Annotated in this window: 16 protein-coding genes; 15 read left to right on the top strand and 1 reads right to left on the bottom strand. The window is 41.3% G+C overall.

From position 1 onward, the window contains the following. The first annotated feature begins 222 nt into the window (after positions 1 to 222). From PUT07_RS06185 to PUT07_RS06175, 3 genes are all read left to right on the top strand, one after another. Positions 223 to 474: a hypothetical protein gene (locus PUT07_RS06185; RefSeq protein ID WP_274466950.1), complete on the top strand. Its 252-nt coding sequence runs from the start codon at positions 223 to 225 to the stop codon at positions 472 to 474. Between the two features lie 131 nt (positions 475 to 605). Then, on the top strand, positions 606 to 1871 hold the full coding sequence (locus PUT07_RS06180; RefSeq protein ID WP_274466949.1) for a hypothetical protein: 1266 nt from the start codon (positions 606 to 608) through the stop codon (positions 1869 to 1871). Then, positions 1868 to 4912, top strand: a complete 3045-nt coding sequence (locus PUT07_RS06175; protein ID WP_274466948.1) for a DEAD/DEAH box helicase — start codon at positions 1868 to 1870, stop codon at positions 4910 to 4912. The genes PUT07_RS06180 and PUT07_RS06175 overlap by 4 nt, the downstream gene beginning before the upstream one ends. Positions 4913 to 4977: 65 nt before the next feature. On the opposite strand, the gene PUT07_RS06170 is transcribed toward PUT07_RS06175, so the two are convergent. Further along, positions 4978 to 7491 carry an O-antigen ligase family protein gene (locus PUT07_RS06170; RefSeq protein WP_274466947.1) on the bottom strand — a complete coding sequence of 838 codons (2514 nt, stop codon included), beginning with the start codon at positions 7489 to 7491 and terminating at the stop codon, positions 4978 to 4980. Positions 7492 to 7596: 105 nt separating this feature from the next. Between PUT07_RS06170 and PUT07_RS06165 the strand changes: the two genes are divergently transcribed. Genes PUT07_RS06165 through rfbA form a run of 12 tightly spaced genes read left to right on the top strand, consistent with a single transcriptional unit; the run spans position 7597 to position 22583 of the window. Further along, the gene (locus PUT07_RS06165; RefSeq protein ID WP_274466946.1) at positions 7597 to 8430 is read left to right on the top strand and encodes a glycosyltransferase; all 834 of its coding nucleotides are present in this window, start codon (positions 7597 to 7599) and stop codon (positions 8428 to 8430) included. Continuing rightward, positions 8431 to 10767, top strand: a complete 2337-nt coding sequence (locus PUT07_RS06160) for a glycosyltransferase (protein WP_274466945.1) — start codon at positions 8431 to 8433, stop codon at positions 10765 to 10767. Beyond that, a complete protein-coding gene (gene kdsB, locus PUT07_RS06155) occupies positions 10764 to 11522 on the top strand; it encodes a 3-deoxy-manno-octulosonate cytidylyltransferase (RefSeq protein ID WP_338000742.1) in 759 nt (252 codons plus the stop codon). Before PUT07_RS06160 ends, kdsB begins: the two co-directional genes overlap by 4 nt. Further along, on the top strand, positions 11503 to 12033 hold the full coding sequence (locus PUT07_RS06150; RefSeq protein ID WP_274466944.1) for a KdsC family phosphatase: 531 nt from the start codon (positions 11503 to 11505) through the stop codon (positions 12031 to 12033). The genes kdsB and PUT07_RS06150 overlap by 20 nt, the downstream gene beginning before the upstream one ends. Beyond that, entirely contained in the window at positions 12026 to 12835 is an 810-nt protein-coding gene (locus tag PUT07_RS06145; protein WP_274466943.1) for an ABC transporter permease, read from the top strand. The genes PUT07_RS06150 and PUT07_RS06145 overlap by 8 nt, the downstream gene beginning before the upstream one ends. Beyond that, a complete protein-coding gene (locus PUT07_RS06140) occupies positions 12825 to 14231 on the top strand; it encodes an ABC transporter ATP-binding protein (RefSeq protein ID WP_274466942.1) in 1407 nt (468 codons plus the stop codon). The genes PUT07_RS06145 and PUT07_RS06140 overlap by 11 nt, the downstream gene beginning before the upstream one ends. Then, a complete protein-coding gene (locus PUT07_RS06135; protein ID WP_274466941.1) occupies positions 14231 to 16573 on the top strand; it encodes a methyltransferase domain-containing protein in 2343 nt (780 codons plus the stop codon). The genes PUT07_RS06140 and PUT07_RS06135 overlap by 1 nt, the downstream gene beginning before the upstream one ends. A gap of 37 nt (positions 16574 to 16610) precedes the next feature. Further along, positions 16611 to 17399: a 3-deoxy-8-phosphooctulonate synthase gene (gene kdsA / locus PUT07_RS06130; protein ID WP_274466940.1), complete on the top strand. Its 789-nt coding sequence runs from the start codon at positions 16611 to 16613 to the stop codon at positions 17397 to 17399. Then, on the top strand, positions 17396 to 18346 hold the full coding sequence (locus PUT07_RS06125; RefSeq protein ID WP_274466939.1) for a KpsF/GutQ family sugar-phosphate isomerase: 951 nt from the start codon (positions 17396 to 17398) through the stop codon (positions 18344 to 18346). The genes kdsA and PUT07_RS06125 overlap by 4 nt, the downstream gene beginning before the upstream one ends. Before the next feature lie 30 nt (positions 18347 to 18376). After that, on the top strand, positions 18377 to 20734 hold the full coding sequence (locus PUT07_RS06120) for a glycosyltransferase (RefSeq protein WP_274466938.1): 2358 nt from the start codon (positions 18377 to 18379) through the stop codon (positions 20732 to 20734). Between the two features lie 17 nt (positions 20735 to 20751). After that, positions 20752 to 21696: an NAD-dependent epimerase/dehydratase family protein gene (locus PUT07_RS06115; protein ID WP_274466937.1), complete on the top strand. Its 945-nt coding sequence runs from the start codon at positions 20752 to 20754 to the stop codon at positions 21694 to 21696. After that, positions 21693 to 22583, top strand: a complete 891-nt coding sequence (gene rfbA, locus PUT07_RS06110) for a glucose-1-phosphate thymidylyltransferase RfbA (RefSeq protein ID WP_274466936.1) — start codon at positions 21693 to 21695, stop codon at positions 22581 to 22583. Before PUT07_RS06115 ends, rfbA begins: the two co-directional genes overlap by 4 nt. Positions 22584 to 22593 lie beyond the last annotated feature (10 nt).

The following is a 22593-nucleotide window of genomic DNA, read 5'->3' as shown; positions in this document are numbered from 1 at the left end:
CAATAAGTCCGATCCTCCAATTGTAACAAAAAAAATAGGTAAATGGCAGGCAGATAGTTGGAAATTCATGTTTGGTGCCTGGCTTATTGGCGCCTGTGTGGACAGATACCTGCTTGGCCCGTCTGAACCCGCCTAATTATTGGAAATATAGGCATTGGTACATTCCTAGGACTAGGGATAAACGTATACTAACACAAACCTAATGAGGAGTTGACCTTACGAATGGCTTATCAACCGAATCAACCAACAGGAAAACAATTCCAGTGCCCCCCAGCTGACCCGATAATGACAAGTCCGGAAAGAGTGGTTAGAGACTTCTATCACCCGCAAAAAGTGCAAGTTATCCATCCGATCCAAATCGTAAACAGACATCACTGTGTTCCTGTTTATGAGCATGTATACACATGTGAGGAAACGGATGAGTATTGCGGCACTCACCCGCATCCGCATCAAGGCATGCTGCGCGACAAATAATAGCGGCGGCCCTGGCCCCGGCAAGAATCGGCGACGATTCCTGCCGGTTTTTTCTTATCGGCCGGGAAGGAATGCCCTTGCCTTTTCCTGTATAATGGAGGGACAGGCAGATGTCGATGGAGGACCGTGGAATGTTGGAAATGGAGTATTTTGAGCACCGGGGCGGGATTAAGCTGCCGAAGCCGGCAGGAACGTGCGCGGACTGGATGGCTTATTTTGATAAACAGTATGGCAAGTCGAAGGTATATAACGCTTACAGCGTAGAAGAGCTTTATAATCGCGCCTGGAGGCAGCTGAATCAGTTGGCGGATGATTGGGAGCCGACGATTCGGGGGATTTATGATATTCTGGTCGCGCTTTACCTTAAGCAGCTGGTCGATGCCTTGGTTGATTCGAAGAGGGACAGCGGCGGCGGTGCTCCGGATTTCTTTTATCAGGCAGGGTACTATTTCGCCAAAATTGCGAAGCACAGTCAGGATCAGCTGACCTCTGTTCTTGAGAAAATCGATAACGGTAAGGCTCAGAGGGCGTACAGGGCGCGTTTGCAGGAGCTTGCGGCTTATGCGGCGGAACAGTTTGCCAAGGAGACCGTGGAGACCGTATATCGTGACTGGTCTTGGTTCAATATCCATAAGCTTCTCTGGTCCGGATTGCTTAACGAGAAAAGTCTGATTGCGGACGAGTTGGTTCGGCTGCGGCAAGCGGCGGCGAATTCGGGCCCCGGGCAGGCAAGGGATGCGGCGGTCAAGTCGCTGGCTCATTTTGATTTGATGGCTGGCGATGATGAGAACGCATGGGACCGGATAGCAGCTATGCTGAAGGAGATCGATCCTAGGGATTGGTTGGGCTATTTGGAGGATTATGTCCGGGCGCAGCAGTGGAATCGGTTGTTGAAGTGGCTGGAGTGGCTGAGACCTGTCATCCGCGATAAGGCGCAGGACTTCACGATGGCTTACCTTGATTTGTGGCAGGAAGCGGTGAATGACGTAGAGGTGGAGGGAGCTTTCAGAGAGGCGATGGTGAGTTTGCTGCCTTCCAGCTATGGGCACTATTCCCGGTTCCTGCTGGACAAAGAGGAGTACCGGGCATGGGCCGATCTGCATCTGCTGCTGGGGTATACGCCTGCTTCGATCGAGTCCGCCCAGTTAAAAAAAGTGGAGAAAGCGGATCCTCCTGTCCTTCTTCCGATCTATCACTATGCGGTGGAGATGTGGATGGGGGAGAAGACCCGGCTGGGCTATAAAGAAGCGGTTAAGCTTCTGAAAAAGCTGGAGGCTGTTTACAAAAAGCTGAGGATGGCGCCGCGCTTCGAAAGTTATCTGGCTGAGCTGGTGAAGAAAAGCTCGCGTTACCGGGCGTTTCAAGCCGAATTGCACAAAGGAGGTCTGCTGCGATGATCTCTTTGTCACAGATCCATATCCGGGTCGATAAGCTGCCCGGAGGGAGCTTCGTCTTCTTCGGTGAAACGGAGGAGGCGAACCAGGTGCACGGGACGGAGCTGCGAAAGCTGCTTTTTGCCTGGCATGAGCGGTCGTTCTATGGGACCGGGATCCAAGACGTTCAGGTCGGGTACCGGATAGGCTTGGAGCTTTCGCCGTATATGGCGTTGGATTACTTGGCAGCACCGGGTATTTTATTGCATGGGAAATTATCTTGGGATGAGGCTGCGATGAGGCTGAAAAAGGGAGCGGCACTGTTCAAGGAGGCGCTGGCGTCCGGCTGGTACAAGCCGTCTTTCGAGCATTGGCTTCGTGGGAGTGCGGGCTGGAAGCCGCAGTTCCCGGGTGCGAAGCTGGGAGAGTTCGAAAGGCTTTGCGGCGGTTCGCTGGATGAATCGTTCTGGCTGGACTGGTTTAGCATTGCGGCATTGGAATTGGTTCGAGAAGAGCCTGAGTCGGCGATTGGCTTGGCTTGGCGGCGATTGGCGGAAAGCAGCCCCCTGGTGACCCAAGGGCCGTCTCCGAATGTGAACTGGATGCGGGAGGACGATTGGCTGCTGGCGATCGGCTGGAAGCAGGACGGTATGCCGTACAGGATTTGTGTGCAGCTGCTGGAGCCCTATGCCGAGACTTACGTGGACGGCACGACTTCGGCCCAAGATAATGGCGCCGATTGGCGGCTGCGATTCATTGCACAGGACCGCAAGGATGCGAACCGGATCGTGGAGTTCAGCACGACGGGGAATTGTCTGGTGGGGAGAGTGCCTGAGGCTTGGCAGGATGGCATAGCCGCGAGTATACAAGAGCAGAGTGAAAGGATTCTGCGGATACTGCCGAGTCTGGAGAGCGAGTTTCAGAAGGGGAAAATCGTGGAGCAGCTGTCCGACGACGAGGCGTGGGAGTTCCTGACGGAGTCGAGCCTAGCGTTGGTAGCGGCAGGTATTTCCGTATTCCTTCCCTCCTGGTGGGGGGAGGTCAGCCGTGCCCGGCCGCAGCTGCGGGCCAAAGTGCGGAGCTCCGTCGGCGGTTCGCGCAGACCGATGTTCGGCATGGATCACATCGTCCAGTATGATTGGCGGATTGCCCTGGGCGGGGTGGTGCTGTCTCAAGAGGAGTTCTATGAAATCGCCCTTCAGAAGAAGCGGCTGACTTATATCCGCGGCAAATGGGTGCAGCTGCATCCAGCGGATTTTGAGAAGCTTAAAGCATTGATGATGAAAAAGGAGCGGCTGACGTTTCGGGATGTGTTGGATGCCCAATTAACGGAACCTCCTGTGACGGAGACGAAGCGTCTTCAAGCTTCCAGCTTCGGCCAAGGGGAAGGCGAAGGCGCGTTTAAGGCTCAGATTGAGCTGAATGCCTCCCTGCGAGCGCTGCTGAAGAAATTGAACCTGCGGAAATCCATTCCCCTCGTTGAGCGGATCGACGGCTTGGAAGCGAATCTGCGGCCTTATCAGACGGAAGGGGTGTCCTGGCTCCTTTTTCTACGTGAGATTGGTCTGGGCGGCTGTTTGGCCGATGATATGGGGCTTGGGAAGACGCTGCAATTTATTGCGTACTTGCTGGCGGTGAAGAATGTAAAATCCGAAGGACTTATAGCTGAGACTCCCTCTCTGCTGATTTGTCCGACGTCCGTGCTTGGTAACTGGCAGAAAGAGCTTGCCCGGTTCGCGCCATCCCTTAACATTCATCTGCACTATGGGGCTCAGCGCGCCAAAGGGGATGCTTTCGAAGGCTCTATTGCCGGAGCGGATCTGGTGCTCAGCTCCTATAGCACGGCTCTGCTCGATGCAGAGGAGCTATCCGGCGTAACATGGAACGCTCTTTGTCTGGATGAGGCTCAAAATATCAAAAACGCCTACACCAAGCAGTCTCAAGCTATACGCGGACTGAAAGCCCGTCAACGCATTGCGATGACGGGGACCCCGCTTGAGAACCGGCTGACCGAGCTTTGGTCGATCTTTGACTTCATCAATCCGGGGTATCTCGGGACCTTGCGGCATTTCACCCATCACTATGTAGGGCCGATTGAGAAAAGCACCGATGGCGCGCCGGAAATTACGGCAAGGGTACAGCGGCTGATTCAGCCCTTCCTGCTGAGGCGCGTGAAGAAAGACCCGGCCATCCAGCTGGATTTGCCGGAGAAAATCGAGTCCAAGACGTATGTGACCTTAACGCCGGAGCAGGCGGCACTGTACGAGAACGTCGTGCAGCGCATGATGGAGCGGATCGACAGCGTCTCCGTGATGGAGAAGAAGGGATTGATCCTGGCTTCGCTTATGAGGCTGAAGCAGATATGCGATCATCCTTCGTTGATTTTGAAGGATGATGGGGGTGTGGGCTTGAGCAGGGATGCGGATGCGGTCGGAGACGGAGGAGCCAGTGCGGGAGCAAGGGCAAAGGCGGTCGAAGCCGGTGCCGGCGGCTCCGCGGCGGCCGGGCGTTCAGCGAAGCTGGAGCGCCTGCTGGAAATGATCGACGAACTCAGAAGCGATGGAGGCAGCTGCCTCATCTTCACCCAGTTCGTCGAGATGGGGCTGCTCCTGCAGCGCGTTATCGCGCAGGAGCGGGGCGAGCCCGTGCAGTTCTTGCACGGGGGCGTGCCTGCGGCGAAGCGCGATGAGCTGGTCGCGCGCTTCCAGGACGAGGCGCTCCCGGAGGGCGAGCGCTGCCGGATCTTCGTCCTCTCGCTGAAAGCGGGAGGGACGGGGTTGAACCTCACGGCGGCGAACCATGTGTTCCACTATGACCGTTGGTGGAACCCCGCCGTGGAGAACCAGGCGACGGACCGGGCATTCCGCATCGGTCAGTCGCGCGACGTGCAAGTGCACAAGTTCATTGCACTTGGCACGCTCGAAGAGCGCATCGACGAAATGCTCGGGCGCAAGCAAGGCTTAAGCGACCACATCGTCGGCACGGGCGAGAGCTGGGTCACGGAGCTGTCGATGGGCGAGCTGCGTGAGCTGTTTGCCTTGCGCCGGGAGTGGGTGGAGAAATAAAAGAAGAAGCGCCGCGATGATGCGACGCTTCTTCTTTTATATCGTTGCCCATCTGGATTAGGGCATTATTTTGGGAAATTTGTGGCCACAATGGCCTCGATGTTTTGCTTCTCGGCAGGATCTTTGGCAATCAGATTGTTAAGCAAAGCTTGGTCCTGTTTGCCATCCTTCTGCAGAGCGGCCAGATACCAGCGGATCAAACCGCGATTCGTTTGATCATCGAGATTATCTTTGATATGTGGTTGAATCGTAGCTGCAGCAGCGACATAGTCTCCGCGCATGTAGTTGATTTGTCCGACATACAGTGCCATATTTGGCGTGACCGCAAATTCACGGCCTTGTGCCTGTTCTTTAGGCAGATTTTTCAGAGATTCCACTCTATCGAGCACTTGCTGATACGTGGCTAATGCGCTATCCAGTCTAGACTTATACTCTTGGATATTGTTCTTGGCGCTTGCTTGGTTAGCCAGATCAATGTTCAAAGAAATACTTTTCTCATACATTTCGGTGTACCAAGGATAGTTAGGAATCTGGGCGTTCGACCAGTCCAGCGCCTCTTGGTGCTTTCCTTTGATGAGATACATGTTAAGCTGCTGCATCGCCGCTATGCGGTTATGCGGTTCCTTTGCCAGAAGCTGGTTCAGAAGATCTTGGGCTTGAGTGAAAAACGGTTCTGCTTTCGCAGGATCTTCTTTCTGCATTTGATTATACACCTGAAGCAAAATGCCGATTCGGCTCACTTGCCCTGTCAACACATAGTCCGGATGAGCAGGGTGCAGCGAAATGGCTTCATCCAGAGGCTTCACAATCGCGTTGTAGTCCTGACTTGTTTTGATAACCTGCAGCGTTTGCTTATAAGAGCTGTTAGCCGAAACGAGCTGAGCGGAGATATAGAACATCACGATCGATAAGACGGCCAATAGGGCAGGGAATGATTTATGAACAGCCATAGATTCCGATTTCAAACGCAGCGGAGCTGAAGACGCATTGCTGAGCATTCCGCCAAGCGCAAGGAACAGAATAGCGCCTAAATACACATAGCTCAAGTCAAAGTCAATCATACTGTGAATCAAAAGCGAAATCGTCACAATGAAGAATAGGAAGTGAAGATCCCTCGACTCCTTGTTACGGATATAGCTTCGAATGTAGTAAATGAAGACAGCAAGCACAAAACCGACAAAAATAAGGAACCCAAGCGCTCCGACCTCAACCAAATACTGCAGGAAGAAGTTGTGAGCTTGGCGGCTCGTATAAGGGTTATTCTGATATTTCTCATATAGGGAAGCCCATGCGCCACCGCCGGCACCGATTATCGGATAATCCGACCACAGCTTCACGGCATCTACATAAAACGTACCACGCTCCAACACACTGTGCTGCTGGAAGTTAATATTTTCGATCCGTGTTTTCACGTTTTCAGGAAGAATATTTTTAAAGCCCGTATCGCTCAGGATAAGGATAGCTCCGATCATGCCTACAACAATCGCAGCGACCGGGAGAATGAAAGTAGCATACTTCTTTGCTTCAAGTCGAGCTGTAATGCGCTCCAACCACGGTGCAACGAACAACTGAATAACGATAGCTACCACTGTGAAAACTACAGAAGCAATCAGTAGAATTGACCAGCCGTGCCATGATTCTGAAGCACTAGGCTGCTTCTGTAAGCCGATCCCGATGTCTGTCACTTTTTGCAGAATGAGAAGAGACGTTATGAAAGCTAGTCCGAACTGAAGGAGAGCTAGAATCTGTCTGCTGATTGAGAAGAAGAACAGCATGATCAGGAAAATAACCGGAATCACCACAATCGCGCCGCGGGAGAGCGTCAGCCAGAATGAAACGAGCACCGGCACGATCAGGAACGCGTGTGGGAGTATCGATAACCATTTGCGAGACTTCACTATGTAAAATAGTGCAGCAAGCGCCAACATGATGAGGAACGCCGCATACGTATTCGCGTATTGGAACACGGAAGTTAACCGGTAACCGTTCGAGTCCACCATAACTGCGTCGCGGTACAAGGTTGGGTTCGTTCCATCCATAAAAGCAAACCATCCAACGACGGTTCCGGCGAAATTGCCGTTGCCCAGCCAGTAGAAGAGTCCGAACACGACAATAAAATATCCCGAGATCATCAACAAACTGGCAACAATCGACGTTCCAAGCTTGTTTTTTGTCAGAAATACGCCTAAAATGAAGAAGGTTGCATACAGCATTTGGATGTACACCATATTGGTTGCCAAATAGTGCGAGGCGGCATTCGACAAAGAAATGACATAGGTAAGAGGTATGATGAGTACCAGAATCGTTAAAACATCTTTGTGCTCTTTAAGCTTAAAAACAAAGAAAGCCAAGATGGCAATCAGCAGCAGGATGATGGAGGACCATACCGAACCCGAGTAGATGGAGCGCTCGAAATCGAAGGTTCCCCCATTGAACAACGCCCGCTGAAACGGCGCCCAGAACATGAAGAGGCCCGCAAACACAACCAAGATCCAAAAAATAACAGAGCTTTTCTCTGTCGTCATCGTTCCATTCGCTTTTGCACGTGATGCCGCGTAGGCATTTTTCCTTGCACTCATGAGAAAATAGTCTCCTTCTTCGCTAAAGTTCGACTTTATTTTAGCATAGATGGAAGGGAGTTTCCAAATAAGAAATATAATTAAATAACATAAGGAAATTCATATATGGTAACTGTTTCAATAATAGTTAGAACGTTGAATAGAAATTTACTACTGAAGCGTACGATTCAGTCAATTAGAAGCCAGACCTATCGTGACTGGGAAATTATTGTTGTTAATAATGGTGGCGACAAAGACGAATTAGAAGAGACTTTGCAAGATGATGTAGTACTAATGCGTGACAAGTTGAAAATTATCCATATGAATAAATCCGAGTATATGGAAGTTGCAACAAATGTAGGGATTAAGAATAGTATTGGTGAGTATATAACTTTATTGGATGATGATGATACTTGGGATCCAAGCTTTTTAGAAAAGTGTGTTGCTAAACTGGAAATGCCAAACATTTATGGAGTTGCAACCCGAACATCATTAATATATGAAGTTGTTCAAGATCGTGATGTGCGTTTCATTAGTTTAGAAAAGTTCAACGGCAATCTTAAAAATGTATCTTTATATAAATTAGCACGCCGAAATTTATTCACAACAAACTCTTTTATGTACAAAAGGAGTTTACTAAATGAAATAGGGTATTATAGAGAAGATTTGCCGGTATTAGGTGACTGGGAATTCAACTTAAGGTTCAGATTAAATTACCCCATATATGTTATTCCGGAGTATTTAGCCAACTATCACAAGCGTTTGCCTCAAGATAAAATTGGTTCTTTAAATAATACTCAAATTAAATTGCATCTACAATATGATAAGAAACTACGATATAACTATTTATCTAAAGGATTTCGAGGAGAAATTCCTTTTTGTTTTGGCCTTTTAATATTCTTCTACATGTATCTGAATTTTTCATTTAGAGGGTTGAAAAAAATGATAGGGAGGGGATAAATGATGGAAGGGTTTGACTACAGGAAAAGTCCTGGCCGAGTACGTTTTGAACGTAATGTCATTAACGATGGAGTGCCATTAGTAAGTATTGTCACTCCTTATTATCATGCAAATGAAAATTTCATGGAAACGGTTAATAGCGTTCTCAATCAAACTTTCCCATACTTTGAATGGCTGATAGTAAACGATGGCAGTACTAACGAAAAAGATATTGATTTATTAAATAAAGTGGAAGCATTAGATTCACGCATTCTTGTCTTACATACTGAAAATGGCGGGATTTCAAAAGCAAGGAACTTAGCCATAAAAAAATCAAACACTGAGATTATTATTCCTTTAGATGCTGACGATCTAATTGAGCCAACATATGTTGAATGCATCTACTGGACATTATATACGAATCCTGAGGCAAGCTGGAGTTACACCGATTGCGTGGGTTTCCATAGGCAAGAGTATTTATGGAAACAACCATTTACTGTAAAACGAATGAAGTATGAAAATTTGCTTACATGTACGGCGGGAATACGCAAAAGTGTATTGTTTGAAGTCGGTTTATATAATGAGACGGAAAAGCATTATAACGAAGATTGGAATTTATGGTTAAGGTTGTTAGGGGCAGATAAAATACCAGTTCATATGGGTTGGTATGGGTTTTGGTATCGTCGAACGGACAGTGGAATACTAAATCATGTTAATTCTAGTAAAGAAGCGAAATATCGTTCAAAACAGATCATTTCTGAAGCGGCAAGAGGAGTAAATATAGGGCTGGAGGCTATTGAATTTCCTCGTTACAAAGCCAAAATGCATTTTTCCAAACCGAATATCTGGGAGTGGAACCGTCCTCCATTACTGGGAAATGAAAAAACAAAAGTGTTAATGCTTCTTCCGCATATGGAAATGGGAGGCGCAGATGTATTTAATTTAGACATCGTTTCTAAAATAAATAAAGAAGAATTTGAAATGTCAATTATAGTAACCAATCCTGCTGATTCAACGTGGCGTCAGCGTTTTGAAGATCATGTAATTGATTTATTTGATTTAACAAAATTTTTGGATATAAACCAGTGGGCATCGTTTATTCATTATTTTATTAAGTCGCGGGATATCGATATTCTGTTTTTGTCCAACAGCTATTATGGTTATTATTTAATTCCATGGCTTCGTAAACACTTTCCAAATCTCATCATCCTCGATTATGTACATATGGAGGAGTGGTACTGGAGGTCAGGAGGATATGCTAGGACTTCAGGAGCGCTTGGAGACGTGATTGAAAAAACATACGTATGTAATGAGCATCTTCGTCAGGTCCTGATTCAATCGTTTAATAAGCAATCAGAAAAAGTAGAAACTTTATATATTGGTGTGGATGAAGAGGAGTTTAATGTTAAAAATGTGAAAGGTAACATTCATCAATTATTAGGGATACCTAACAATCGGAAGATTGTCTTATTTCCTTGTAGAATTCATCCTCAAAAGCGCCCTTTTTTAATGCTGAAAATCGCAAAATTATTAAGAGCAAAACTGCCTGATGTTGCCTTTGTTGTTGTGGGAGATGGTCCGCAATTAGAAGAACTGGAGCTTGCAATTCGAAAAGAAGAACTTAATCAGACGGTTTTTTGCGTTGGGCGTCAAAGTGAGTTATCAAATTTCTATAGTGATGCCGAAGTAACATTAATCTGCTCACTGAAGGAGGGGCTAAGTTTAACCTCATATGAATCGTTGGCGATGGGAGTGCCTGTCGTAAGTTCTGATGTTGGTGGTCAAAAAGAACTGATCAGCAATGAGGTCGGGAGAATTTTACCCCTTTATCAAGATGAAACTCGAGACCTGGATAACCGTAATTTTGCTAACGAAGAAATTGAATTATATGTTAACGCCCTTCATGAGGTCCTAACCCTTGATGGCAAAGAAAAAGAGTGCATTCGAAAAGCCTGCCGCGAGAGAATTGAACAAGGTTTTACAAAAAAACATATGATAAGTAAATTGGAAGATGATTTCCGTTCATGGATGGATGGTAAAGGTAAAGAGAAAAGGAAAGAAATCTCTAATGCTCTTAGGCTGCTGCCGAACCTTGTTGACGATTATGTTGCCCTGTATTGCGAGTATGAAGTGAATATAGTTATGAGCAATAGAGCCGTACAATTAGTACAATATTTAAAAACTATTATTCGGCTTCAAAAATCTCCAATAGCCATACTGCGAGACTTCAAAAGATTGAGTAGTCGTTATTTTATGCAGCGTGCGATCGCAAGATTAAAAGTATCAAGTATAGCAGTAATTATGAGAAGGGCGAAAAATGCGATTTTTCCAAAAAAGCTTACAACAAAGAGAAGGTGATTCTAATTAATATTATAGGTGTGATTCCTGCTCGCTTAAACTCCACTAGGCTTCCCAATAAAGTGTTATTAGATATTGGCGGTAAGCCGATGATTCAACACGTTTGGGAGCAGAGCACAAAAACGCTATTAAACAAAGTGGTTATCGCAACGGATTCAATTGAAGTTTATGAAGCCTGTTCAAAGTTCGGGGCGACAGTTGAAATGACTTCGAGTGATCATCAAAATGGGACAGAAAGAATAATTGAAGTAGCTAAAAAACACTCGGCTGACTTTTATATCAACATTCAAGGCGATGAGCCATTTATATCTTCCAGATTAATTAATCAGATTGTTGAAAAAAAACAAAGCCACCCACATGTAGAGATTATAACTGCTGCGCACTTGTCTACGGATGAGAGTGAGTGGGTGTCTCCGAATGTTGTTAAGGTTGTACTCGATAACAATGAAGACGCCATATATTTTTCTAGGGCAATGATCCCCTTTAATCGAAACAATCCTGACGAAATCCAATTCTATAGACACATAGGTATTTATGGGTATAGTTATGAGGCATTAAAACTGTATATGAGATTTAATAATTCAACATTAGAGAAAATCGAAAGCTTGGAGCAACTCCGTTTTATTGAAAATAACATTAAAATCAAAGTTGTTCTTACAGATTACAAATGTATAGGTGTAGATACCTTCGAAGATTTAGAGAGGGCAAGGCTGATTTATAAGGAGATTAAAAAAGATGCAAATCAAGATAAATGAGATCGAATTAAGAGAACGTTTAAAAGAAATAAAGATGGTTGTTATGGATGTAGATGGCACTTTAACAGATGGTCAAATTATTATTGATGATAATGGCATTGAGACTAAATGTTTTAATGTAAAAGATGGCATGGGTATAAAATTACTTAGAGATGCTGGGGTTAACATAGCAATTATTTCTGCGCGATCGTCTAGAGCTGTCGAAATGAGAGCCAAAGAATTATCTGTATCTAGACTATTCCAAGGTGTGGCAAATAAATTTGAATCTTTTCAAGAACTTCTTTCCGAGTATCAAATTCATAACAAAAATACTGTTTATATTGGTGATGATATTAATGATATTGAAGTCGCCGAAGCCGCGGGAGTAAGCTTTGCTGTTAATGACGCCTCCCGTACCTTTAAAGATAAAGTTGATGTCATTCTAGCGAATGATGGCGGTAAAGGGGCTATTAGAGAAGCGGCTGAGTTAATTTTGACTGGTTTACTTGAAACGAGGAATCAGAATGGTTAATATCTTGCAATTATTGCGTATTATAGGGAAGAATAGAGAGCTTGTTCAACAGTTTGTAAAGAGGGAAGTCATAACAAAATATAAAGGTTCATATTTAGGCATGATGTGGTCAATCATCACACCATTAATTATGTTAAGTATTTATACTTATGTATTTGGATATATTTTTAAGTCTAAATGGGATTTTGCAGTAAGCTCAACTAAACAAGAATTCGCAATAACCGTATTCTGCGGAATGATCATTTTTGCAATCTTTAGTGAAACCATTACCAAATCGCCTTCGATTATAACGAATAACCCCAACTATGTGAAAAAAGTAGTATTCCCATTGGAAATTTTACCCCTAAGTTTATTGGGAGGGGCAGTTGTAAATTTTTTAATTGGACTAGTTATTCTACTTGCAGGTAAGGTCATTTTCATTGGTCCATTGAATTGGGAATTTTTCTATATTCCAGTCATTCTACTTCCCTTATTGATTGTGTCACTTGCATTATCTTACATCTTTGCCTCCTTGGGGGTTTACCTTAGAGATTTAGAGCATACTATTGGCATTACAGTTCAAGCATTATATTTACTTACGCCCATTTTCTATCCAATAAGTGCAATTCCTACACAGATTAGAAGTTTATTTTTATTCAATCCTATTGCTGGAATTGTCGATAATATGCGGAAAATCATTATCTGGGGAATGAAACCGGATATGGCTTTATGGGGTTATCAAATTATTGGTTCCATTATTTTACTGCAAATAGGATACTGGTGGTTTATGAAATTAAGGAAGGGTTTTGCCGATGTCATCTGATACGATAATTGAAGTAAATAATATCAGCAAATGTTACCAGATATTTGATAACCCTAAAGACCGATTAAAACAAATCATGACTATAGGTAATAGAAAATATTATGATGAGTTTTGGGCGTTGCAAGGTGTAGAATTTCAAGTGCAAAGAGGAGAAGCTGTCGGAATCTTAGGTAGAAATGGCAGTGGGAAGAGCACTTTACTACAGATTATTTCGGGAACTCTTACTCCAACCTCGGGCAATGTTAATGTTAAGGGGAGAGTGGCGGCTTTACTCGAATTAGGTAGCGGGTTTAATCCGGAATACACGGGTAGAGAGAATGTTTATTTAAATGGAAATATATTGGGTTTATCAAGAAAAGAAATGGATACTAAGTTTGATGACATAGCAGCATTTGCAGATATCGGCAATTTTATTGAACAACCTGTGAAAACTTATTCAAGTGGAATGATGTTGAGACTTGCCTTCGCCGTACAAGCATGTATTGACCCAGATGTACTAATTGTTGATGAAGCTCTGGCTGTTGGCGATATGTTATTTCAAAAAAGATGTTTTTCTAGAATGAAAGCCTTAATAGAAAAGGGGACAACCCTTTTATTTGTTACTCATGATGTAGAAATGGTGCGTACATTCACATCAAGAGCCGTTTTACTTGAAAGAGGGAAGATGGTCAATATTGGTCCATCTGCAAATGTAGTATTAGACTACCGCAGCAGGATGCATCAAGAAGAGTCTGCTTATTATCAAAGTCTATTGCAGACAAATAAAGAACAAGAACCCGTACAAAATAATGAGTTGATTAAAGAAGAAAATTCAGAAAATACTATGAATGATTCTGAGAAATTCCAGGAGTCTCAAAATAGTGAAAATGACTTCGGAGATAAAGATGCAGTTATTACACAGGTTAGAGTTCTGGATAATCAGAATAAAGAAAATAATTTGTATTACCCAGGGGATGAAATTAGAATTGAAATTCAATGTAAAGTTCGAAAAACATTGAATAATTTAAATATTGGTGTTCGGCTTCGTAATAAAACAGGAGCGAAAATTTATTCTTGGGGAACATTAAACCAGGATGTAGCGATATGGAGCGGTAGAGCAGGCGGAAAAGAGTTTTGGTCCGAAACCATACAAGGGGGTACAGTTTTAACGACAAATCTAACCTTTAGTTGCAGTCTAGGTACAGATTTATATGAGATTCAAGCTTATGTGACACAAGAAACAGACCGATTCTTAAGGGAACAGAGAATGCTACATTGGCTCGATGAGGCAGCATTTTTTCAAGTTAGCCAAAAGCAGCACGAGTACTTTTTTGGCGGAATTTGTGATTTGCGTATGAAAGCTGAAGTAAAGAGTTTAGGTGGAAGTACACTTGAAAAGAAAGGGTTTGTTATGTAGTGAATGATTCAGTACTTAATGATCTGGATGAAATTGAAGATTATAACCGAATAATTTGCGACTCGAAATCTAAGGCACACGATATTGCTGATGAAATCATTAAATTATGTGGGACTGGATCTATTTTAATTTTAGGAGAAAGTGCTGATTTTTTAGAAAGGGACTTGCTTTCAAGAGGGTTCTCTGTTGAAGTGGGTTCATTCTCTGAGTTATTTGATAACAAATTCGAAGATAAGACTTTTGAAACAATTGTTTGTATTGGATCTTTGGTAAATCTGTCAAAAACAGATCTGGAGAAATTAGTTCGTACTATGCATAAGGTTGCAACCAGATACTTTTATTGTAGAATATTTAGTTCGAAAGACAGAGCATACTGGGAGCGCTTCTTCTTTCAAGGTGGATTCCGTAAACATCCATTGTTACTACAATTTATCGGTTATGAGTCTTTTGAATTTGAAGGCGGTAAACTTTCACTCATTTTCGAGAGGATTCCACATGAAGCTTTTGAACAATATACGCCCGAAAATCTGCTTGAAGAACGCTCTTTACACATGGATATGTTAAGAGAATCGGGTAGACGTTCAGACGCACATGTCGCAAGGTATACTCAAGCTCTGCAATTTGTAAGGCCTAATGATGTAATTTTAGATGTAGCATGCGGGCTTGGTTATGGCGCGGCTGTACTATGGGATGGCTCTTTAGCTCAAAAAGTTATTGGTGTTGATAATTCTACATATTCAATAAATTACTCAACAAAAAATTATACTCAACATCGGGAAGGATTACTTTTTGTACAAGACGATGCCCAAAATTTATCTTTCATTGAACCTGAAAGCTTAGATCTAGTAGTTTCAATGGAAACCGTGGAACACTTAGAAGATCCTGGAGCATTCTTTGAAAGAATAACTAGGTTGCTGAAACCTGGCGGAAGGATAATCCTATCTGTTCCGAACGAATGGGTTGATGAACATGGAAATGATCCCAATCCGTACCACCTGCAAGTATTTAATAGGAAATCCATACTAGAATTAGCTAAACGCTATTTCATGGTGGAAAGAGTATTTGGTCAAATAGCCGGCGGTGGAATGAAACATACAGATTCAGCTAGGGCTTGGTACAATAGTGAAGATATGTCTGATGAAGCTGAATGGTGGATCGTCGTCGGAATGAAAAATCCAGTTGTTCAGCAGCCTGCCTACAAAGAAACTGTGCTCTGGACAGAAGAAAAAAGACCCGATAATCTATCTCGTAATTCATATGATTATAATCAACAGTATAACTTTCCTTGGATCCAACATTCTCTGGTTTCAATCGGTTATAGGGCTTCTTCCGAACAATTAATTAGAGAGATTATAGCTGATGTTCTTGTCCGTGCGGACAAAAATACGGCGGATTATGGTGCGGCTCTTTGTGTACAAGGATATAAAATGTTAGAGAAATATAATTGTACTGATCCTGAATTTAAAGAAACTATTCAAAAATTAAAAGAGTATGTTTCTAAAAATCCTACTACAGGTATGGAATTAAGATGGAACATTTCTTGTTTATACGTGTTAGCTACCATGTACTTACAAAGCGGCAAGCAGGTTCTTGCTATGGAGACTTATAAGACATGTTATGAGTCAAATTATTTGAAATACTCCCCAACTTTGGCAACGAAAATAGTGAGTGCTGGTTTCATTGTTGGAAATTTATATTCGATTCAAAAAGACTTTCCTGAAGCAAGAAAATGGTGGAAGCGAGTTATTGCTGAAGCGGATAAATGTCTTAAAGTTGATATTAACGAATGGATAGGTTGTATTGAAGAACCGCTGACTTTTGGGCTCAAAGAAGCTAATATGGTGCTTGATATTGCAAGCCAAGCTGCATATGCGCTATGGCTAACAACCAAAGGGAAGTTTAGAAGACCTTCAGATTACCAAGCAATCAACGAGTTTTCAGAACTAGCTCAAAAAAAGTGGTTCCAAAAACAAGTAGAATTATTACAGAATGTTGATAAAAACTCTCAGAAAGTTGGCGCTTGGGCATCAAGGGTCGAAGAATCAAGAATATGGGCCCAAGAACACATTGAAAATTTGGAGAAGGAAAACGAAAAATGGAAAGAAGACAGTACATCTCTCAAAACGTGGATAGATGAGCTGCAAAAATCTAAAGATTGGTTATCCGACAAAGTAGATTATTTAGAAAATTCATTGAAAGAAAAGGAAAAAATTCTTCTAGAACAGATTGAATGGACCAAGCAATTAGAGAATGGAAAGAAGTGGATTGAGTCTAAGCTGATTGAATATGAAGAATTGTTAAAAGAAAAAGAAGCTGAGATTGAAAAATTAAAAAATATTTAGTCTGATTCTAATTTTGATAAGAAATAAGGTGGATTTAATGGAAAAGGATATTTTCCTTATAGCTGGACCATGTGTTGTTGAAGATGAAGGACTGACGCTAGAAATTGCGCAGGAACTAAAAAAAATATCAATGAATTTAAACATTAACATTACTTTCAAAGCATCATATGATAAAGCTAACAGGTCATCGATTCACAGTTTTCGTGGGAATGGAATGAAATATGGATTAGATATATTAGCAAAGGTTAAATCGACTACCGGATTAAGCATTCTATCAGATGTTCATGATGTCTCTGAAGTAGACCCGGCTGCCGAAGTGTTAGATGTTATTCAAATTCCCGCATTTCTAAGCAGACAAACTGATTTATTACTAAAAGCAGCATCAACAAATAAAATTATTAATATCAAAAAAGGTCAATTTCTAGCACCGTGGGATATGAAAAATGTGGTTGATAAAGTTGCTAGTGTAAATAGGAATTTATGGATAACTGAAAGAGGTACAACTTTTGGATATAATAATCTTGTCGTTGATTATCGTTCTTTAGTCATTATGCAGGAATTCGGTTACCCGGTTGTATTCGATGCAACACATAGTGTTCAGTTGCCAGGAGGTTCGGGAGACAAATCTTCCGGACAGAGAGAATTCGTACCTTACCTGGCTAGAGCTGCCGCCGCGTGTGGCGTGGATGCTATTTTCATGGAGGTTCATCCAAATCCAGATCAAGCACTTTCCGATGGCCCCAATACACTTCATTTAAAAGATGTCGAACCTCTTCTTAAAGATGTAATCGCCATTCACAAAATACAGCAAGGTCAAAAAAAATGAGTAAGTATAAAAATTTTTTTTCACAAGTAATGGAAGCTGAAGCAAGAGGAATTCTTGAAACTATTCAATATGTCGATTTGGATCCAATAATAGATGAAATTTTAATTTGTAAAGGGAAAATTGTCCTTACAGGTGTTGGAAAATCGGGAATCATCGCACGTAAAATATCGGCAACAATGTCTAGTCTTAGCGTTTCTAGTTACTTTCTCCATCCCGTTGAGGCTGTTCATGGTGATATTGGAAACCTTAAAGCTGAAGATTTGCTAATAATGCTTTCAAATAGCGGAGAAAGTGAAGAGCTTATTCATTTAATTCCCCCTGTGAAAGAAATATCTTGTAAGCTAGTTGTTATCACTGCAAAAATTGATTCAAGCATTAGTAGAGCTGCAGATATAGTCATTACCATCCCACCGCTTAAAGAAGCGGATCCGTTTTATTTAGTACCTTCGGTTAGTACAACGGCGATGCTTGCGCTTGGAGATGCGATTGCGATAACGATCATGCAATTAAAAAAATTCAATAAAGAGGATTTTTCTATCAATCATCCTGCCGGTTCTATTGGCAAACGCTTAAGTCTTAAAGTAAAAGATATAATGAAAACTACCTCAAGCATTCCTGTAGTTTATTTGGAAAGTACTGTACAGGACGCAATTTTTGAAATATCCAAAAAAGGATTAGGCGCTACATTAGTTACCAATGAGTTAAATATTTTGGGGATCATTACAGATGGAGATATAAGAAGATCTTTAGAAAAGAACAATGAAGTTTGGAGTTTAAATGCTAGCGAAATTATGACGAGAACACCTACAACCATTGAAGAGTCGAAGGAAGTTATCAAGGCTCTTGAAATAATGGAAATGAAAAAGATTACTGTTCTACCAGTAGTTAACTCATCCAGGGAAATAACTGGAATCATCCATTTACATCAAATTCTTCAAATTCTATAGGGCTGCAAAAATATATAGGGAGGTCTCTATTTGTTTAATGACTTTGACTTCAATAAAATACCCGGGAGCTCGCGGCTCAAACGCGTTGTAATAAATAGCGGAAAACCTTTAGTAAGCATTATTACGCCTTTCTATAATTCAGGGAAATATTTTCAAGAAACAATCAATTGTATATTAAATCAGACGTTCCCTTATTTCGAATGGATTATTGTTAATGACGGCAGTACGAATACAAATGATTTGGATGTATTGAAGACTATAGAGAAGCTAGATTCTAGAATCAGTGTGTTTGAAAAAGAAAATGGTGGGATATCCTCTGCTAGAAATTTTGGTATAAAAAAATCTTGCACAGATATCATTATTCCTTTAGATGCTGATGATTTAATCGAACCTACATATATTGAATGTATTTATTGGTCGTTATATACAAACCCCGATGCCAGTTGGAGTTATACGGACTGCATAGGTTTTTTTGAACAAGAATATTTATGGAAAAAGCCTTTTATCACTCAAAATTTAATAAAAGAAAATTTTTTAACATGTACTGCTGGCATAAGAAAACAAGCCTTATTAGATGTAGGGCTATATAATGAATCTGAGAAACACTATAATGAAGACTGGAATTTATGGTTAAAATTAATGGGCCAAAGGAAAATACCGGTTCACATGGGTTGGTATGGCTTTTGGTATAGACGAACGGATCAAGGTGTTCTTGGTATAGTTAAAACGGATAAAGATATTCAGGCTAGATCAAGGCAAGTAATTGAAAGTGCAGCGAAGAAAGTAGATACGAACTTGCAAGCAATTGAATACCCGCGATTTAAAGCTGCAAATTTTGCACAACCAAAGAAATGGGAATGGGACAGACCGCCAATCTTCAATGACGGGAAGATGAAAGTACTTATGCTTTTACCTCATATGGAAATGGGTGGGGCTGATGCGGTAAATTTAGATATTGTATCAAGGATTAAAAAAGAGGAGTTTGAAGTATCCATTATCACAACAAATCCTGCTGCTTCTGCTTGGAGACAGCGATTTGAGGAGAATGTAACGGATGTTTTTGACCTTACCACTTTCTTGGATGTAGACCAATGGAGTGCATTTATCCATTATTTTATAAAATCTAGAAAGATTGATGTTCTTTTCTTATCTAATAGCTACTATGGATACTATTTGGTGCCATGGCTAAGGAAAGAATTCCCAGAATTGAAAATAGTGGATTTGATTCATATGGAAGAGTGGTATTGGCGCTCAGGGGGTTATGCAAGAACATCGAGAGCTGTTGGAGATATTATTGAAAAAACCTATGTCAGCACAGGTCACTTGAAGAATGTCCTGATTCAACATTTCGGCAAAAATGAAGAGGACGTTGAAACTATATATACAGGCGTTGACTCTGATGTATTTGACCCTCAAATAATCGAAGAAGGACAAATTCGAAAACAGTTAAATATAGAAAACCATAGAAAGATAGTGCTTTTCTCATGCCGAATGCATCCACAGAAGCGTCCTTTTTTAATGGTAGAGATTGCAAAAGAACTAAGAAGAAAAATGCCGGATGTCGCTTTTCTTGTTGTGGGGGACGGACCGCAATATGATGAACTAATAGATAGAATAAAGAAAGAAAAATTAGAAAAGACAGTATATATGGTAGGAAGACAGCAAGATCTGCGTCCTTACTATAAAGATAGCGATATTGCATTGATATGTTCAATCAAAGAAGGCATTAGTCTCACAACCTATGAAGCTTTGGCAATGGGAGTTCCAGTTATAAGTTCTGATGTAGGAGGGCAAAAAGAGCTTATAAACACTACTAATGGCAGAATACTAAAGGTATTTCAGAATGAAGAAACTGACTTAGATAATCGGCAATTTGAAAAAGAAGAAATAATGCAGTATGTAGATGCACTTGAAACTATCTTGAATTCCGAAGATTTAAGTCAAATAAAAAGTAACTGCCGAACGCATATTATCAATAATTTTACCAAGAATCAAATGGTTCAGCAATTTGAAGAAGAGTTTCGTGCATGGGCAACTGGTAAAGGAAATGCAAAGCGTGCTGAGATATCGAATTCTATCCAGATGATGCCAAATTTAGTTGATGATTATTTGACTATATATCATGAGTATCTAAGTAAAGATCTGGAATCGGAACAGATTTGGAATGCAAGAGTATATTTTGAAGAGTTATATAAAAAAAATATAAGTGAATCACAACACATACAACCCATTAGCGGAGATATTAGTAATACTATTGCTATTCAAGAGCTCAATAGGATATACGAAATGCGTTCTTGGAAGTTAGTTCAAAAATACAGGCTTTTTATGGATAATACTCAATCAGGAAAGATTGCAAGGAAAATAAGAAATCTTTTTTTGAGAAAGTAGAATAAGGGTGAGTGGAAATGAAAAATAGTAGATGCCTATTATTTGGAGGCGGCGGCTTTATAGGTGCTAACCTGATACCGAGTTTAATCAAAGAAGGGCATCAGATTACTGTTTATGATCGTAATTTACACAAGAAACACCAGATTCATGGTGTGAATTATATCGAGGGTAATTTCTTTGAAGAAAATAATTTCATTGAATTGCTGAATGGACAAGATGTCGTCTTGCATCTAATTAGTGGCAGTCTTCCGGCCACTTCAATGAATAATATCTACTCCTCCTATGAAAATGACGTGCTGAAGACATTGCAAATGGTAGAATCTAGTAGAAGTGCGGGTGTTAAGAAAATTGTTTTCTTTTCTTCTGGAGGAACTGTATATGGAAATACATCAAATTCGCCAGTAAGTGAAGAAAGTCAAAATTACCCGATCAATCATTATGGCATATCAAAATTAACAATTGAAAAAATGTTAATTATGTACAATCATCTATATGGTATGGATAATATAATCTTAAGAATATCTAATCCATATGGATTAGGTCAAAACATAGCCAAAAAGGTAGGAGCGGTTTCAACTTTTATCGATAAAATTCTTAGCCGTGATGAAATTATCATCTTTGGTAAAGGCGATATTATAAGAGACTACATTCATGTGGATGATATTTCGGCAGCTGTTGTGATGGCATTGCAATATCAAACAAAGAACGGCATTGAGCCAATATTTAATATTGGTACAGGTATTGGGACCGGTTTACTAGAGTTGGTTCGTAAGCTTGAATATAATATTGGCTTGGAAGCTAACATTAGTTTCCAAGAAAAAAGAAATATTGATGTTTCATATAACGTGCTTGATATTTCAAAGGCACAGAGAGAGTTTGGATTCCATCCCAAGTTCTCTTTGGATCTTGGAATAAAGGATATTATAGAATCAATAAAGTCTTGTAAAGGGGTAGGACAATGAAAGGGATTGTACTTGCTGGGGGAAGTGGTACGCGATTATACCCACTTACTAAAACTATTTCAAAACAACTACTTCCGATTTATGATAAACCAATGATTTATTACCCTTTATCAGTGCTCATGCTCGCAGGCATACGTGAAATTTTAATTATTTCTACGCCAATTGACACACCTCGATTTCAGCAGCTGCTTGGATCAGGCGAAGAACTTGGTCTTGATATCTCTTATGCAATTCAACCTTCACCGGATGGTTTGGCGCAAGCTTTTATTATTGGTGAAGAGTTTATCGGTGAAGATAACGTAGCCTTGATTTTAGGGGATAATATTTTTTATGGTATGGGGTTTACAGCAATGCTAAAAAATGCAAGTCATCGAAAAGATGGAGCAACCATATTTGGTTATCGAGTTAAGGATGCAGCGCGATTCGGTGTAGTTGAATTTGATGAAAACCAAAAAGTGATTTCTATAGAAGAAAAACCTGAGAGACCAAAGTCTGATTACGCAGTAACCGGTCTTTATTTTTATGATAAAGATGTTATAGAAATAGCTAAAAATCTTAAGCCTTCAAAAAGAGGCGAGTTGGAAATTACCGATGTGAATCTCGAATACTTAAATAGAAAAAAATTAAATGTGGAACTTTTAGGTCGTGGATTTGCTTGGTTAGACACCGGTACCCATGAATCTCTGCTTCAGGCTTCGCACTATATCGAAACAATTGAAAAGAGGCAAGGGCTAAAAGTTGCTTGTCTCGAGGAAATTGCTTATAACATGGGTTATATCAGCAAAGGTCAATTAATCGAGTTAGCAGACTCTATGAAAAAAAATGAGTACGGTCAATACCTCTTGGAAATAGCTAATACTCAGATTTCACATAAAGAGAATCTCTAAATAGTGCATT

This window comes from Paenibacillus sp. MAHUQ-63 (genome assembly GCF_028765165.1).
Taxonomy (GTDB): Bacteria; Bacillota; Bacilli; order Paenibacillales; family NBRC-103111; genus Paenibacillus_E.
Note: the sequence above shows the minus strand (reverse complement) of the source record. Positions and strands in the feature narration are given on the sequence as shown.